The sequence below is a fragment of the Paenibacillus turicensis genome, from assembly GCF_050461185.1.
GTDB classification, from domain to species: Bacteria; Bacillota; Bacilli; order Paenibacillales; family Paenibacillaceae; genus Fontibacillus; species Fontibacillus turicensis_A.
This window is the reverse complement of record NZ_JBCMOR010000015.1, coordinates 230,132-246,646: the sequence shown is the minus strand read 5'-3', so window position 1 is coordinate 246,646 and position 16,515 is coordinate 230,132. Positions and strand designations below refer to the sequence as shown.

Sequence of the window (16,515 nt, the reverse complement as noted above, 5' to 3'; positions counted from 1 at the left end):
CATGAGCGGAGATCCCTTTTTCGATCGGGTCCCACCACAGAATCTTGAGGCTGAACAAGCAGTGCTTGGGGCGATATTGCTTCACTCTGAGGCACTGATCACCGCGATGGAGCGTGTCCGTACTGAAGATTTTTATGACAAGCCCCATCAGATGATTTATGATGCTATGGTTCAGCTTGGTGAGGAGGGCCAACCGATTGACCTTGTTACGTTGACCTCACGCCTTCAAGATAAGGGTGAGCTAGACGATATTGGCGGGGTCAGCTATTTGGCAAAATTGGCACATGCGGTTCCTACCGCAGCCAATGTGGATTATTATGCGCAGATTATTGAAGAGAAATCGATGCTGCGCCGTTTGATTCGTACAGCAACACAAATTGTAAGTGATGGGTATACTGGTGGCGAAGATGTCTCAGGTATGCTGAGTGATGCAGAGCGTCGTATTTTAGAAATATCGAATCGCCGTTCTGGCAGTGGTTTTGTCGCTGTACGTGATGTGTTGATGGAAGTGTTCGACCGTGTGGAGATGTTGCATCAGAATCGTGGCAATACAACAGGTATTCCATCGGGTTTTGTTGATTTGGATAAAATGACAGCTGGCTTTCAGCGGAATGATCTTATTATTGTTGCTGCTCGTCCTTCTGTAGGGAAGACGGCATTTGCACTAAATATTGCGCAAAATGTAGCAGTACGTGCGAAGGAAACGGTAGCAATCTTTAGTCTGGAAATGTCCGCACCACAGCTTGTACAGCGGATGATTTGTGCAGAGGCAAATCTTGATGCAAGCATTATGCGTACAGGGGACTTTAAAACGGACGATGATTGGTCCAAGCTCACGATGGGTATTGCTGCTTTATCTGAGGCTGAAATATATATTGATGATACGCCAGGTGTAACAGTGGCGGACATTCGTGCGAAATGCCGACGCTTGAAAAAGGAAAAGGGGCTAGGCATGATCCTGATTGACTATTTGCAGTTGATCCATGGGCGTGGCAAGGCTGGCGAGAACCGTCAACAGGAGGTATCTGAAATTTCCCGTACATTAAAGCAAATTGCCAGGGAGCTTGAAGTGCCTGTAATCGCCTTGTCCCAGTTAAGTCGGGGTGTAGAGCAGCGTCAGGACAAGCGTCCGATGATGTCTGACCTTCGGGAATCTGGTTCCATTGAGCAGGATGCTGATATCGTTGCATTTTTGTATCGTGATGATTACTACAATCAGGAAACTGAGAAGAAAAATATTATTGAAATTATTATTGCCAAGCAACGGAATGGGCCCGTGGGCACCGTCGAGCTTGTGTTTTTGAAAAACTATAATAAGTTTGCGAACTATGAGCGAGCACATCAAGATGCATTTGCGGGTTGACCTTAGGGTCAATCCGTTTTTAATTGTTTCCGAACATTTTGTTTAAAAGCTGTATAATTGTTCGGATTTGGATTTGACTTTAAAAATATAGACTGGTAAACTTAAATTGCTGTTTTCTTTAAACATTAAAAAGCTTAAATAAAATTAGTGGATTTTACTTTGCAGGTGGAAGCTACGTTCCAGAGGGTGGCTTCAACCGCTGTTAAAGTCCCATACTTTAAAGGCGGCCGCTTTCGCTTTTCCACCATCCCTCTGTCTCTTCGCTAATGTTAGCAGATGGAACCACTAATTTTGAGATTAAACAATTAAAGAAAAATCGAACCGAAGTATAGAACAAAGAAAAAGAAGATAAATAAATTTCGTGATTTTAGAGCTTAAAAATTAGAAATTTTAAACACGTTAATAACTTTGCATTTATATATAATGCTTACAAATTATGATGCAACAGCATCCAAGCGGGGGTATTCATATGTCAACGGTAGTCGTTGTGGGAACACAATGGGGAGACGAAGGTAAAGGCAAAATTACCGATTATTTAGCTGAAAGTGCAGAAGTAGTAGCACGTTATCAAGGTGGAAATAACGCTGGACACACTATTTTAATTGATGGGAAAAAATATAAGCTAAGCTTAATTCCTTCTGGTGTATTTTATGAAGATAAAAAATGTGTTATCGGGAATGGGATGGTTATTAACCCAGTTGCCCTAATGGAAGAAATTAATTACATTCATGAAAATGGATTCTCAACAAAAAATCTAGTCATTAGCGATCGTGCACATGTCATTATGCCATACCACATCACTCTTGACGTGTTAGAGGAAGATCGCAAGGGACCTAACAAGATTGGGACAACTCGTAAAGGGATTGGTCCTGCTTATATGGATAAAGCAGCACGTAATGGTATTCGTATTGCTGACTTATTGGATGCAGAAGAATTTGAAACTAAGCTTCGCCATTTGGTGAAGGAGAAAAACCATATTATTGAGCAAGTATATGGGTCTGAGCCATTAGACGTTGAGGAAATCTTGACGAAGTATTTAGAATATGCTGAATTTATCCGTCCATATGTGGCTGATACTTCTGTTGTCCTAAATGATGCAATTGATAATAATCAAAAGGTGTTATTTGAAGGCGCACAAGGCGTAATGTTGGATATCGACCAAGGTACTTATCCGTTCGTAACATCCTCCAATCCGTCTGCGGGTGGGGTATGTATCGGTTCTGGCGTAGGTCCTTCCAAGATTCAACAGGTCATTGGTGTTGCGAAGGCATATACAACGCGTGTTGGTGATGGGCCGTTCCCAACTGAACTTTTTGATGAAGTAGGCGATACGATTCGTGAAACAGGTCATGAGTATGGTACTGTAACTGGTCGTCCACGTCGTGTAGGTTGGTTTGATAGTGTGGTTGTTCGTCATGCTCGTCGTGTGAGTGGGTTAACTGGTCTTTCCTTGAACTCACTTGATGTATTAACAGGACTAGAAACGGTTAAAATTTGCACAGGCTACAAATATCGCGGCGAAGTTATTACACACTATCCTGCAAGCTTGAAAATGCTTGCTGAATGTGAAGCGGTGTATGAAGAAATGCCAGGCTGGTCCGAGGATATCACTGGTGCAAAAACATTAGAGGATCTACCTGAAACAACTCGTAATTATGTAACTAGAGTATCTGAGCTGACAGGTATTCCAATTGCGATTTTCTCTGTAGGTCGGAACCGTAATCAGACAAACCAAGTGTTACCTATCTATTTGTAAAATTCACTAGGCTATCATGAACTGATAAGCACGCATGATTGAAAGTGAAATAACGAGCTAATGAAGTAATTATTATACAAGGCTGTCCTTTTCATAGTGAAAAGGACAGTTTTTTAGTTTAAGTAAGTTTTCTTTCCTTGTTTTCCGTCCATACTGATAAAAATGAATTGAACTGCATCAGGATAGGAGGAAACGTAGAGATGAAATGGCTAGGCTGGTTAGGGCGCTTAATCATCACGATTGTTGTGGTGTGTCTTTTAACGGTTGTGACGACAGGTTATGTCGTTAACTATTATATTGAGCAAATGCTAAGTCGCTATCATATTTCAATGACTGATGGTGGGCCAAGCGTTACGGATATTATGAAAGGATTAGTTGGTGTGCAGTCATCAACATCATCGCCTGAGGAATCCAGTAGCACTGGGAAGGATCAAGCGCAAGATAAGGAATTAAATAAAAATAATCTTCCGCCCGCAACTGGTGGCGCCAACGCCGGTAATGGTGATGCTAGTGGAAATGACAAATTAAATCAGAAGGAAAATGTCGTTGTTACGCCCGATGATTTAATTGCTAAAAAAGAAGGCATAGAAGCTAAGGATAAAGAAGCTATTTTTACGATTTTAATGTCTAAGCTTCCTCAAGAGGAAATGCAAAAACTGACAGAGTACATGGAGGGTGGGCTAACCGAAACTGAAGTATTAGCGATTGAGCAAATGTTATCAAAATACTTAGATAAAATGGAGTACGCGAAGGTGATGGAGGTTTTGAAAAAGTAGTTTTTACGTAAAATTTATGGCTCAACACAGAAATCGGTTCTTGACAATCTATGAAGTAAGAGGCTAGGTAGCAGGGAGTGGCTTCAACCGCTGTTAAGGCCCCATTTTCTTTATAATATGTGTTGAATGGATGAAATTGTTTCCTCTCCCTGCTACTTCGCTTTGTTAGCTTTTTGTCAAAAACCGATTTTAAGATTGAGATAAATTTATTATTGTAAATATTGTAAGTAAAATTCAAAATACTAAAAAACCCTTAATTTTTAAGGGTTTTTTGGCATGTTTACCTATAGTTGAAATGTAGGGCTTGGTTATGTTAAAGTAAACATTGGCGACAAAAGGTTAAAATTTTGACACTATTTCATTACAAAATATGAGAATTATCTACAAATTGAGATATTAATAAGGCTCAATCTTGAAATCTGTACTTGACCGCTAACTTAAACTAGCGAAGGGGTAGAGGGATGGTGGAGAAGTGAACACGTCCGCCTTTACATACTGTTTTTCATCGATAAATATATCATTCAAGAAAATCAGGCTGTAACAGTGGTCGAAGTCACCCTTTGCACCGTAGCTGCTTTCCTGCCTTAATCAAGAATTAAATTTAGGAAAACAAGAGAGAATAAAAGCTCAATGGATAGCGATAAAGGAGATTGATATGAAAGGATTCATGGCTTGGGTACAATTTAGTAAAGCACGAATGATTACAATGTGTGTCATTGCAGCAATGTTAATAACAGGTTCAGGTATACTTACGTATAGCTTATATCGAAGCAGTCATACCGTTTCTTATTTCGTTGTACAAATTGGTGGTAAGGAAATTGGAACACTTGATAATGAGCAGCAGCTTCAGGATTTGATGGAGCGTAAGAAGGCACAGTTCAAAACTAAGTATCCTAATGCCAATATTCAGATTAAAGATGTCGGCATTACAATGACTGCTGCGAAGGCATTTAAGGCGGTTACAAATGCAGAGGAAACATTACAGAAGCTAGATCAGCAATTAGAGGTAGAGTCTACTGGGGTTAAGCTGATTGTGGATGGGAAGGTGTTAGGCATCTTACCAACTGAAGCAGATGTATCCAAAGTACTGGAGCAACTAAAAGATCAATATACGCCGGAGACGATAGCGATTGAAGCTTTATCCGCTAAAACAACAAAAACAGGTGGAGCTAAGGCAGACGCTGATAGCAAAAAAGCGACAAAGGCTAGCTCTGAGGTTAAGGTTGAATCAGTTGAATTTGGTGAAAAAATAGATCAAAGTAAGGCTGTAGTTTCACCAGACAAAATTGTAGATGCGAACACGATGCTGGCGCAAATTCAGCAGGGCATGGAAGCAGTGATCCAATATGAGGTCAGAGAAGGCGACACCATCTCGTCTATTGCTAAACGTTTTAGCATTAGTCAGAAGGATATTTTCAAAAGTAACCCTGATGTAAAAGAGCGTAGCATGCAAATTGGTACGATTCTTAATATAAAAGCGACGAAGGCACCACTTACAGTCAGAACAGTGGAGAAGTTATCTGAGGAAATTATTACAGCACCTCAGGTGATTACACGCAAAAGCGAGAACATGAAGGCAGGTACATCCAAGGTTATCGATGAGGGCAGCACAGGGTTAAAGGTGATGCATTATCGGATTACTAAGGATAACGGTGAAGTTGTTGGTGAAGAATGGCTAGGTCAAAATGTAATCACGCCGTCCAAACCAAAAATTGTTGTGCAGGGCACTAAAATTATGGGACAAGGTACAGGTGATTTTGCTTGGCCAGTCTCAGGCGCTTCAATTACGAGCAGTTATGGTAAACGCTGGGGTAGAATGCACCAAGGTACTGATATTGTTTCTTCTAACAGAACAATTATGGCAGCAGATGAAGGCATTATATCGTTTGCAGGTACAAAGTCAGGTTATGGCAATGTAATTATCATTAACCATCAGAACGGGTATGAAACACTTTATGGCCATTTAAGTAAAATTGATGTAAAGGAAGGCCAAGTTGTAGAGAAGGGTGGCGCAATTGGCGTCATGGGAAATACCGGTCGCTCTACAGGTACGCATCTTCACTTTGAAATTCATAACAATGGTACCGTAGAAAACCCAATGAAATATTTGTAGACTTAACAGGACATTTTTGTTGTCAGCGATGACAGCTAAAATGTTCTTTTTTTAGGAGAGAAGGAGTTAGTATGTTAAGATAAGAAATAGAGAATATAGAATAACAAAAGCCTGAAGGCTGGGGTGAACATTGAATATGCAGGGTAAAATTTTAGTTGTGGACGATGAGCGTCCAATTGCAGATATTTTGAAATTTAATCTTGAAAAGGAAGGTTATGAGGTTATCGTTGCCTTTGATGGAATAGAGGCGGTAGAGCTTGCCTTTTCGCAGCAGCCTGATTTGATTTTGCTAGATTTAATGCTGCCTGGCAAGGATGGCATGGATGTATGTCGTGAGGTTCGAACCAGATTACAGACCCCAATTATTATGCTCACTGCAAAGGATAGTGAAATTGATAAGGTGTTAGGGCTGGAATTCGGAGCTGATGACTATGTTACGAAGCCGTTTAGTACCCGCGAGCTACTTGCACGTGTGAAGGCACAAATGCGCCGCCAGCAAAAGCCACCACAGGAAGAAGGCGAAAAGCATCAGGGACTAAGCCTATTTGATTTATTTATTGATACAGATATGTATACAGCATATAAAAATGGCGAGCCACTTGATTTGACGCATCGTGAGTTTGAGCTTGTGCATTACTTGGTGAAAAACTCAGGTAAGGTCATGACGCGTGAGCATTTGCTGCAAGCCGTATGGGGTTTTGAATACTTCGGAGATGTTCGTACCGTGGATGTTACGATTCGTCGTTTACGTGAAAAAATTGAAGATGATCCAAGCAAGCCGGAGTATATTTTAACACGTCGAGGATTGGGGTATGTGATGCGAAGCGCCAAGGCAGGTGGCATTTGAGAATGAGGTTGCCATCCTTCTTCCGTACAATTCAAGCGAAGTTGATTCTTGTATACGTATTGTTAATTTTGATCGCGATGCAACTGATCGGGGTTTATTTTGTCAGCGCGATGAAAACTTCGTTAACAAGCAATTTTACGAAAGAGCTACAGGAACGTGCAGAGCTATTATCTGTACTGGCAGGCCAAAATTTGAATGCCTCAGGGGAATCCGGCGAGGAATCGCTTGAAAACCTACGCGTGCTCGTAAACAACCTATTCAACATTAATGGTGCAGAAATTCAAGTGCTGGATGCCAGCGGGAAAGTATTAACGACCTCCAAGCCCTCTCATGCCGATTATGTAGGAACAAAAAATACACAAACGGTTGTGAGTCGCGCGTTACAAGGGATTCGAGATAATGAAGAATATATTATAGACGAGGATAATGTACGTAAAAAGGTCGTTGCGAAACCGGTTGTATCTGGCGGTAAAATTACAGGAGCAATATATATCGCAGCTTCTATGTCACAGCTGTACGATACGATGGATCAAATTAATAATATTTTTATTTCTGGTATTTTGCTAGCATTAGGCTTAACCGCGGTCTTGGGCGTTATTTTGGCGCACACAATTACTTCGCCGATCAAAGAGCTAACCAGACGTGCAACAGCTGTAGCAGAAGGGCAGTTCCATCAGAATATGCCTGTATTGGGGAACGATGAAATTGGACAACTCAGCAAAGCCTTTAACTACATGACAAGCCGACTCCGTAATGCCTTAGCACAAAACGAGGAAGAGAAGGAAAAGCTAGCTTCGATTTTAACGAATATGAGTGATGGTGTCATTGCAACGGATGAGATGCATCATGTCATTTTGATGAACCTTCGTGCTAGAGAAATTTTGCAGGTGAATGAATCTACTGTGGAAGGGTTGGAAATTACGGAATTGCTTCAATTGTCCGAGGAGGACAAGCAAGTGCTTAACCAAGGCACCATGTACTCTACGTTACTGCAGAACAATAGCTTTGGCGAGGATCACTTTGTAATTCGTGTTACCTTTACACCCATCCATCGGCGTGAATTTGGGATCGTGGGCTTAATTGCTGTATTACAGGATGTCACAGAGCAAGAGAAGCTAGAAGCATCAAGACGTGAATTTGTAGCAAATGTATCACATGAGCTTCGTACACCACTAACGACGATTAAGAGTTATACCGAGGCGTTGGAGGATGGTGCGTTAAATGATCCTGAGTTAGGTCCAAGGTTTACTTCTGTCATTCAAAATCAGACGGAACGGATGATTCGGATGGTTACGGATTTATTACATCTATCTAGACTTGACTCTAAGGAAGCATTATTGCGTAAAAAACCTACTCTCGTGGCGGAAATGATGGAGGAGGTCGTCGATCGGTTTTCCTTCCAGATGCAGGAGAAGGGGATTTATCCAGAAATTATAATCGGTGAAGGTGTGGAAATTGCTCAGCTCGATCGAGATGGTATTGACCAAGTATTAGACAATTTGATCTCCAATGCGATGAAATATACGGGGGAAAATGGACGAATTGTGCTAGAGGCGTATCATACAGAGGAGGGGAGCCTTGCAATTTCTGTTCAAGATAATGGGATCGGTATTCCTAAAAAGGATTTGGATAAAATATTTGAGCGTTTTTACCGTGTGGATAAAGCTCGCTCTCGAAATATGGGAGGCACAGGGCTTGGCTTATCGATTGCCCGGGAAATCGTCAAAGCACATGGAGGTCAAATTGCATTGCAATCTGAGCTTGAGGTAGGAACAAAGGTGACGGTTTTTTTACCCCAAGATCCCCGACAGGAAGAGGGGGGGAGTAAATGATGAAGGAAAGTATGAAGTCATGGTTCCTAACCTTCCTTATTCTGTGTAGCTTACTGCAAAGCTATTTCTTAATTTATCGTTTGCCTGGAGTTGACTCGATTGTTCGCTCTGAAAATAATTATATTCAAACAGTAAACATTGGAAGTCAATTAAACGTTGAAAGTATGCTGTATCCAAGCGAGCTAGTTATTCATTTAGGACAAAATAAGCATAGTGTGCTTTACCCTGAATCTACCTTTTACAATTTAATTTATTCGCGCTTACAAGGGAGACAGTTTGATGGATTTCAACGATATAACCTTGCCAATACCAAATGGGATGAGATTCGTAAGCAAAATCAAGGAATAGAGCTAGAATTTGAGAATGGCATCCCTGTTACCCTATTAAGTAGAGTGATGCAAGTATACCCTGATACATTGTTTGAGGGGGAAAGTGTGGATCGGGTATTAATTTATAATACCGAAAATGACGACCGAGTGAAGGCGTTCTTTTTCAGCTCCCAAGGGAATGTAGTATATGAGGCAACGAAGGTAGATTTCACTGTTCAAGACATTGCGCAAATGATTGATTTTGGTCGGGAGTGGGTTCCCTACAAAATGAAGGATAACTATTATATTCCCCAGAAATCGATTGATATGGTGCAAACAGGATTAAATATCGGCTTGTATTCCACAGATCAGATGCAGCGGAGCTTATTTTTTGATCCTAGTTTAACAAGGTATGTCCGGGAGAAGGATGGCTCTGAGATTTATACAGACAGTAAACGGAGCTTACAAGTAAAGCAGGATCGTAATTGGATCAATTATACGGATCCTGCGGCGCCAGCAGCAAGTCAAAATACACCTAGCCGCAATGTGCTGTCTGCGATCGATTTTGTTAATCAGCATGGGGGTTGGAGTGGGAAATATCGCTTAGCGCAAATCGTAGGTTCTTTAGAGGATAAGCATCGGATTGTGTTTGAACAGTATCACGGTTCAGGGCAATATGGAGCCTTCCCTGTCCTAGATCTCGCCTCATTCCATTATGGAGTGATTACACTTGAAATGAGACAAGGCACAATTACAGGTTATGAGCGTTCCCTTATTTACTTAGAGGAAGAAGTATGGGAGAAAAAAATCGTAGCTTTACCTGGTGGCGAAAATTTGGAGAAGAAGCTTGCTGTCTTAGCTAATGAAGCTGACATTAAGGCATTATATCCAGCATATTTGCCTTCGTTAACGAAGCAAGGACTACTGCTCCAGCCTGTATGGGTGGCTAAATTAAGTAATGGCGCAGTACGCACGATCAATGAGTAGGAAACTTTTATGGGCTCAGATGTCCAAGGTAGGACGCTATGATAGAAGGTCATATCATCCATTTAGTGAGGGGGTTAGTTATGGATTGGGGTCGCGCTAAAAATGTGTTAATTTACGCCTTCTTGTTATTAAATCTTGTGTTAGGATACCAGTTATGGAATGATATTCGTGAACAAGCGGACTCCAATCTGGACTATACCTCACTCGAGCCTGGAATCCAAAAGGTAATGGAGAATAAAGGGATTCGTGTACTCGTAAAGATTCCTTCTGATACCCCTCTGTTAGGTAAAATTGCATATCGATTCGTAAAAGGCGATCAGTCAGGAAAAGTGATTGAATTACCCCAGCCGATAGATAGTAAGCTTATTTTTTCTGCTCGTGATCTTACAAATGCGCTTAAAAATGTGTTACCTGAAATTCAAAATTTTAGATATGATGAAGCAGATAGTAGAGAAGGTGTGTTTGTATTGCATCCACTTGTGGATGAAGACTTTCCGCTATTTAATGTTGAGCTTGTGTTATATTATAGTAATCAGAAAATTATATCTTATCGTATGGAGGAAATTGAGATTAGCAGTTTAGCTGAGGAGAAGGAGCAACGCGTTTTATCCGCCTCTAAGGCTTTAGGCAACCTCATCGAAAATTTCCTTCCAGATGGCTCGGTCATTACACAAATTGAGCTTGGTTATTATGGACAAGTATTTGATTCAGATGCCCATCTTCCTGCCACACCTGCTTGGCGGTTTAAGCTAGAAAATGGTAAAGAGTATTATGTTCAAGGGATTACAGGAGATGTAATTAGCCCTAATTCAAAGGATTTAAAGGAGTAATGAAGCACATGGGACTTAAATTTACAGTATTGTCTAGTGGATCTACGGGGAATGCCACCATTGTTAGTGATGGACAGGTTACATTGATGATTGATGCAGGACTTAGTGCTCGTCGCATTGATGAGCTTCTGGGGGAACGGGAAGTTGACGGTCATCAGCTTGCAGGTATCCTGGTCACGCATGAGCATTCAGACCACATTAAAGGTTTAGGGGCAGTTGCACGTAAATTTAATTTGCCAATTTATGCGAATCAAGGCACGTGGGGAGCGATGGAAAAATCGCTAGGTAAAATTCCTGAAGAAAATAAGCACATATTTGCTTCTGGGGATGCAAAGGATTTTGGCTCATTACGTGTACAATCTTTTGAAATTTCTCACGATGCAGCAGAGCCTGTAGGGTATTGCTTTGATGATGGAACGCATAAACTAAGTGTATGCACTGACTTGGGTTATGCTAGCGATAAGGTAAAAGCAGCGATTGCAGATTCTGATGTCCTTGTGCTTGAAGCTAACCATGACATTGAGATGTTGCGTATGGGACGATATCCATGGAACATTAAACGCCGTATATTAGGCGACATGGGTCATTTGTCTAATGAAGCTACGGGGGAGCTGATGAGTGAACTTTTAAATGGGCGCTTGAAGAGAACCTATTTAGCTCATTTGAGTCGTGAACATAATATACCTGATTTAGCGAAGCTATCTGTACGCGGCTCGATGGAGGATCGTGGTTGTTTTTATCGAGATAGTGAATTTAAGCTGTGTGATACTTATTTTGATCGGCCTACACCTTGGGATATTGTGGGGGCAATATAAATTGATCGAGTTCGCGTTGCTTTTCGCTGATTTCTTCACGAGTCAGTATTCCTTTATCCACTAATAATTGTGTAAGTGTACTTAGTAATAGTAGCTGGTGGTATGCATCTTCCTTTAAATCCGCCAGCTTAGCTAATACATTAACCTCATTCATTGCAGAAGACGAGTGTACATCCATCTAATATCTCTCCTTTTAAAAACCATAATTTCCCTTGTAAAAAACAGTTCGAAAATGACCTTTTTATGGTAAAATGAATCTACTATTCTATTCTTTACTTGTCTAGTATAGTCTGATTTTGCTTGAAACATTCCTAATTTTTCATATTGACTATAAATTTATGTGTATCTTTATGTTTTAGATTGATGTTACAGAAAAAAAGTTAATTTTGGTGAGCAACTAATGCTTGGGATGTAACGTTAAAGTAATAAAGACGATATAGAGATTAGAGAACAAAAATTAGAGAGCAATACTTGGTGTGGAGATGGTCACAGGTGAGAAGGACTTGTGATGGAGGGAGAGATAAAAATGGGACTGTTTGATGATGATTTTTATTCTACAAAGGTAACAAAGCAACATAAGGATGACCCGAATAAGGGAAAAAAGTGGTCACGAGGAAATCGAGGAAGAAAAAGTTCTAAGTTTCAGGTATCTTTAATTACGGCTATTCTTAGCGTAATGGCTACTGTTTTGATTTTTAGCGTTTTTCCACGTCTCCAGCCCTCTCCATTGGCTTCAGGATGGTCCCTTTTTGGTGGAGGAAGCACAGACCCATTTGAACGAATTAGTCAGACTGCGGCACAGGTAAGCCCAGCAGTTGTAAGTATATTAAATCATAATGGTCTAACAGATGAGGGCGAAAAGGTTGCGCTTGGTTCAGGTGTTATTTTCAAAAAGGAAAATGGCAAGGCGTATATTATGACCAATAATCATGTTATTTCTTCTGCTGACCAATTAGAGGTTGTATTGAGCAATGGTAAGTCTAAACAAGCAAAAGTTGTAGGTCAAGACCAGATCAGCGATATTGCTGTCCTTTCTATTGAGGATAGTGGCGTTAAATCTGTAATTAAGATAGGCGACTCTAACAAGGTGAAGTTAGGGGAAACTGTGATTGCGATTGGCAATCCGCTTGGGTTAGGAGGCACGTTAACCTCTGGGCTTGTGAGCTATACAGATCGGATGATCCCAGTATCACTAAATCAGGATGGTATCTATGATTGGGAGCAAGAGATGATCCAGACGAATGCAGCCATTAATGAGGGGAATAGCGGTGGGGCACTTGTTGATTTAAATGGAACGTTAATTGGCATTAATACAATGAAAATTTCAGATACAGGGGTTGAAGGATTAGGTTTTGCGATTCCTGTTAATGAGGCGATGGAAGTTGTTAATGATCTAATGACACATGGTAAAGTGGTACGTCCATACCTTGGTGTGTATACACTTGATCTTGATAATCCTTACTCCGATCTTACCAGCGATCAGCGTAAGGAGCTTAAGTTACCTAACGATGTCAAGGATGGGGCACTAGTGCTAGAAGCGCATGGACCTGCCAAAAAAGCGGGACTACAGCTTAATGATGTTATTGTTGCTCTTGACGATACTCCAATCCATTCGACACGAGAATTACGTAAATATTTGTTTGATCATAAGCAAGTTGGTGATATTATGGAGGTAAGCTACTATCGTAATGGTGAGAAGCTTAAAACGAAAGTAGACTTAACGGATAAGCCTTCAGATACTGAAATTGAAGAGGGCTTAGAGGATGGGCAGCAGTAAGGAAATGTTAGAACCGTATAAGAGTGATTAATAGTGATTAAGAGTGATCATACTTTATATGGCTACTAGGACTAAGCTAGCTGCGATATCAACGACCTGTTATTAGATCATGTGAAACTGCTGAAGATGGAAAGGAATGCTGGTAGGTTATGATTATCGTATGTAAGGATCATGTAGAATTAGCACTGGATATGTTCGTGGATGAATATGAGGAAGCACCTGATGTAGTGGACCTGAAGGAAACGAAGTTCGCTAGCTGGGATCCTCCAGTTACTTGTCAGGAATGCGATAAGAAAGCGGAGTTTCTAGTCGTTTAAAATAGGATGGGGCTTAACAGCTAAGTATTTAAATCGTAAAGGCTTAGTTAAGTTAGTTAGGATGAGAAAACGGATTAATGCTGTGGGGGTGACCCCGCTGTAGTTAGTCCGTTTTTTTGTTTTTGTATTATTGAAATAAAATGAAAATAACGCTATAAAAGTTGCCTTATACAATTGTTTCTTATAAGTAAAACGAGGTGAATAGGATATGACAGTATCCCTGGTAGAGATGGGGATAATATTTTATTCATGTGTTAGCTTTGATACAATAGAGAATAGAAAAATGCAGCATAGAAGAGTAGTTAAATAGATTTATAAATAGGCATAAGGATAAATAGACAGATAAGTAAATTAATAAATAAGGTTCGACTATAGCTTAGGAGGCGCATAAATATGGACAAGACCTTAAAAGACCGCATTACAAAGTGGCATGAGGCTGATGAGCATGAGGAAATTATTGATGAGCTTGAAGGCTTAGACCGATCCTTATGGGACTATGAATTGATTGGAATTTTGGGGCGAGCATACAACAATGTTGGAAGATATGAAGAGGCAATTTCCTTGTTTATGAAAATTGCGGCAGAGGGAGAAAAGGATCCGCTGTGGCATTTTCGTATAGGGTATGCCTACTTTTATTCCTCTCAGTTCCAAAATGCGATTACCGCCTTTAATAGAGTGCTAGAAAGCAATCCAGAGGATGAGGATGCCAAGGAATTTCTCAAATTGAGTAAAATTTCTGTTGATCGAGCAAAGCATAACGAGAATATTCGAAAATTAGCGATTGAGCGAAGAGCTGCTGAGTATAGGCAACCTCTATTTGCGGGTATGGATTTATCTCAATTCTGGGACGATAGTGAGTACGCTTTAGATGCTTATGTGTTAGCACCTCCTACAGAGGAATTAATTAAAAGTGTAGAGGAAGAGCTAGGATATAAGCTACCCGCCTCGTATGTAGAGTTAATGAAGAAGCATAACGGTGGTGTTCCGTTAAACACTTGTTTTCCAACCGAACTTTCATCATATTGGGCAGAGGATCATATTGCGATTACAGGGATTATGGGAATTGGACGAGAAAAGATGTATTCACTTTGTGGTGACTTAGGAAGTCAATTTATGATCGATCATTGGGGATATCCTGATATTGGTGTTGTGATCTGTGATTGCCCTTCGGCTGGACATGATGTGGTGATGTTAGATTACCGTCATTGTGGAAAAGATGGAGAACCAGAGGTGATTCATGTGGATCAGGAATCAAATTACGAAATTACTTTTCTAGCACCTGATTTCGAGTCGTTTATTCGGGGACTAGTGAGTGAGGATGAGTTTGAGTATTGAGGGAGATTAGGAGTAATACTTTAATACAGTGAATAAAAAGAAGGACAAGTCAAAGGAAGGACAAGCTTAAGGGCTTGTCCTTCAATGAGTATGGAATGAGTATAGCGGTGCGACAGTTTAAGAATGTTCTAATTGTCTGAATTGTTAGCTGTGGTAGGGTCAGGTAGAGCTTTTTCCTCAAATGCCTGACGACCAAACAGTCCAACTATAAAAGCCACAGATGTCAAAATCGCTGCTAGAAGATACAAGTTCACAATGCCAAATTGTTCAGCTAGCCATGCCATGACAAGGAGCGAAATACAGAATGTCAGGTGTAATAGGGATGCTTGCGCAGACATTACCTTTGGTAACATGAGCTTGCCCACACTGCGTTGAATCAGGGTGCGTCGGTTAATTACGGATAATTCTGTGAACGGTCCCGTTAGCAAGATAAGTACAAGTGCGATGTAAGGCTGTGTATTCAAGGCATAAAGTACCGTAAGTATGCTATAACCAGCCATACCGATAAGCATGGCTCCGAGGTAACGATTACCGATTAAGCGTGTTGCTGAAAGTACTAATAGTCCACCTCCTAACGTTCCTGCAAAGTAGGAGGCATTAATGAAGCCCCACCATTCTTCGCCTTGTCCAAGCGCTACCTGAACAAAGGCAAGTGTGAATGCACCAACCCATACCGAGCCGCCTAGCATGTCAATGATGTCCATGAATGTTAAAATTCGCAGACGGGGAGTTCGCCAAATCATTTTCCAGCCCTCTGTCAGGGTATGCCATTTTGAATCAGGTGTAGATTCAGGTATAGATGTAGGTATAGATGTAGACGTAGGCTCTGTTTCTTCCGTCTTTGGTGCGATCAAGGCTGGGATCGCTGATGGTTCCTTGATGCCAAACGAAAATACAGCCGCTAGTCCGTAGATGATAGCAGTTAGCAGTAGTGTTGAACTAGGCCCTATAAAAGCGATGACTAGACCACTTAATCCCCAGCCTGCAAACTGTACAACCTGATCGCTGACGCTGATAAGGCTATTTGCCTTGAGTAGTCCTTGCTCCTGAGTGATGAGTCGTGGTACAAGGGCATTCCGAGAAGGAGTAGTCCAGCCATCGAGGAAGGACATGAAGAAAACAAGGCCAAAAACGATCATAAGCGAAGCATTGGCTCCGTTCAGTTGTATGTAAAGAGATAAAAGCACAAATAAAATAAATTGCCCACTTTGTGAGATTAGCAAAAGTGAAGATAGCTTGTAGCGATGGATAAGCAATGGTGCAATAAAGCCACTTACCATCTGAGCAAAGCTGCGCATTAACGGCATTAGGGCTGCAGATACAAGCGAATTTGTCTGGTCTAGAACGAGTACCGTCAACGCCATAATATATAATACATCGGCGGCATTTGCCGCTGTCTGGGTTGTCCATAGGAAATAGAAGGGACGGGTTAAAATCCGTGATTTCATAACGTGCTGGT

14 protein-coding genes are annotated in these 16,515 nt (G+C 41.0%); 12 read left to right on the top strand and 2 right to left on the bottom strand.

Annotated elements, in window-relative coordinates; genetic code table 11:
• The first annotated feature begins 1 nt into the window (after position 1).
• The 9 genes from dnaB to ABE099_RS18515 all read left to right on the top strand — a co-directional run bounded on the left by dnaB (position 2) and on the right by ABE099_RS18515 (position 11,627).
• Positions 2–1,363: a replicative DNA helicase gene (gene dnaB, locus ABE099_RS18555; protein ID WP_430032722.1), complete on the top strand. Its 1,362-nt coding sequence runs from the start codon at positions 2–4 to the stop codon at positions 1,361–1,363.
• Positions 1,364–1,832: 469 nt separating this feature from the next.
• Entirely contained in the window at positions 1,833–3,119 is a 1,287-nt protein-coding gene (locus ABE099_RS18550; protein WP_430032720.1) for an adenylosuccinate synthase, read from the top strand.
• 200 nt (positions 3,120–3,319) lie between these two features.
• Positions 3,320–3,895, top strand: a complete 576-nt coding sequence (locus ABE099_RS18545; RefSeq protein ID WP_430032718.1) for a hypothetical protein — start codon at positions 3,320–3,322, stop codon at positions 3,893–3,895.
• A gap of 655 nt (positions 3,896–4,550) precedes the next feature.
• Positions 4,551–6,008 (top strand): peptidoglycan DD-metalloendopeptidase family protein, encoded by a 1,458-nt coding sequence (locus ABE099_RS18540; RefSeq protein ID WP_430032716.1) that lies wholly within the window; start codon positions 4,551–4,553, stop codon positions 6,006–6,008.
• Positions 6,009–6,144: 136 nt separating this feature from the next.
• The gene (yycF, locus tag ABE099_RS18535) at positions 6,145–6,855 is read left to right on the top strand and encodes a response regulator YycF (protein ID WP_210089890.1); all 711 of its coding nucleotides are present in this window, start codon (positions 6,145–6,147) and stop codon (positions 6,853–6,855) included.
• A gap of 2 nt (positions 6,856–6,857) precedes the next feature.
• Entirely contained in the window at positions 6,858–8,687 is a 1,830-nt protein-coding gene (walK, locus tag ABE099_RS18530; protein WP_430032714.1) for a cell wall metabolism sensor histidine kinase WalK, read from the top strand.
• Positions 8,684–9,982 (top strand): YycH family regulatory protein, encoded by a 1,299-nt coding sequence (locus tag ABE099_RS18525; protein WP_430032711.1) that lies wholly within the window; start codon positions 8,684–8,686, stop codon positions 9,980–9,982. Before walK ends, ABE099_RS18525 begins: the two co-directional genes overlap by 4 nt.
• Positions 9,983–10,062: 80 nt before the next feature.
• On the top strand, positions 10,063–10,812 hold the full coding sequence (yycI, locus tag ABE099_RS18520; protein ID WP_430032709.1) for a two-component system regulatory protein YycI: 750 nt from the start codon (positions 10,063–10,065) through the stop codon (positions 10,810–10,812).
• Between the two features lie 8 nt (positions 10,813–10,820).
• Positions 10,821–11,627, top strand: a complete 807-nt coding sequence (locus ABE099_RS18515; RefSeq protein ID WP_430032706.1) for an MBL fold metallo-hydrolase — start codon at positions 10,821–10,823, stop codon at positions 11,625–11,627.
• Here ABE099_RS18515 and ABE099_RS18510 read toward each other — a convergent pair.
• Positions 11,596–11,805, bottom strand: a complete 210-nt coding sequence (locus ABE099_RS18510; RefSeq protein WP_430032704.1) for a hypothetical protein — start codon at positions 11,803–11,805, stop codon at positions 11,596–11,598. The genes ABE099_RS18515 and ABE099_RS18510 overlap by 32 nt on opposite strands.
• 348 nt (positions 11,806–12,153) lie before the next feature.
• Here ABE099_RS18510 and ABE099_RS18505 point away from each other — a divergent pair, with 348 nt between their 5' ends.
• From ABE099_RS18505 to ABE099_RS18495, 3 genes are all read left to right on the top strand, one after another.
• The gene (locus tag ABE099_RS18505; protein WP_430032816.1) at positions 12,154–13,404 is read left to right on the top strand and encodes a S1C family serine protease; all 1,251 of its coding nucleotides are present in this window, start codon (positions 12,154–12,156) and stop codon (positions 13,402–13,404) included.
• 149 nt (positions 13,405–13,553) lie between these two features.
• Positions 13,554–13,721 (top strand): CxxH/CxxC protein, encoded by a 168-nt coding sequence (locus tag ABE099_RS18500; RefSeq protein ID WP_210089896.1) that lies wholly within the window; start codon positions 13,554–13,556, stop codon positions 13,719–13,721.
• Positions 13,722–14,114: 393 nt separating this feature from the next.
• Entirely contained in the window at positions 14,115–15,056 is a 942-nt protein-coding gene (locus ABE099_RS18495; protein ID WP_430032702.1) for an SMI1/KNR4 family protein, read from the top strand.
• 128 nt (positions 15,057–15,184) lie between these two features.
• On the opposite strand, the gene ABE099_RS18490 is transcribed toward ABE099_RS18495, so the two are convergent.
• Positions 15,185–16,504 (bottom strand): MFS transporter, encoded by a 1,320-nt coding sequence (locus ABE099_RS18490; RefSeq protein WP_430032700.1) that lies wholly within the window; start codon positions 16,502–16,504, stop codon positions 15,185–15,187.
• Positions 16,505–16,515 lie beyond the last annotated feature (11 nt).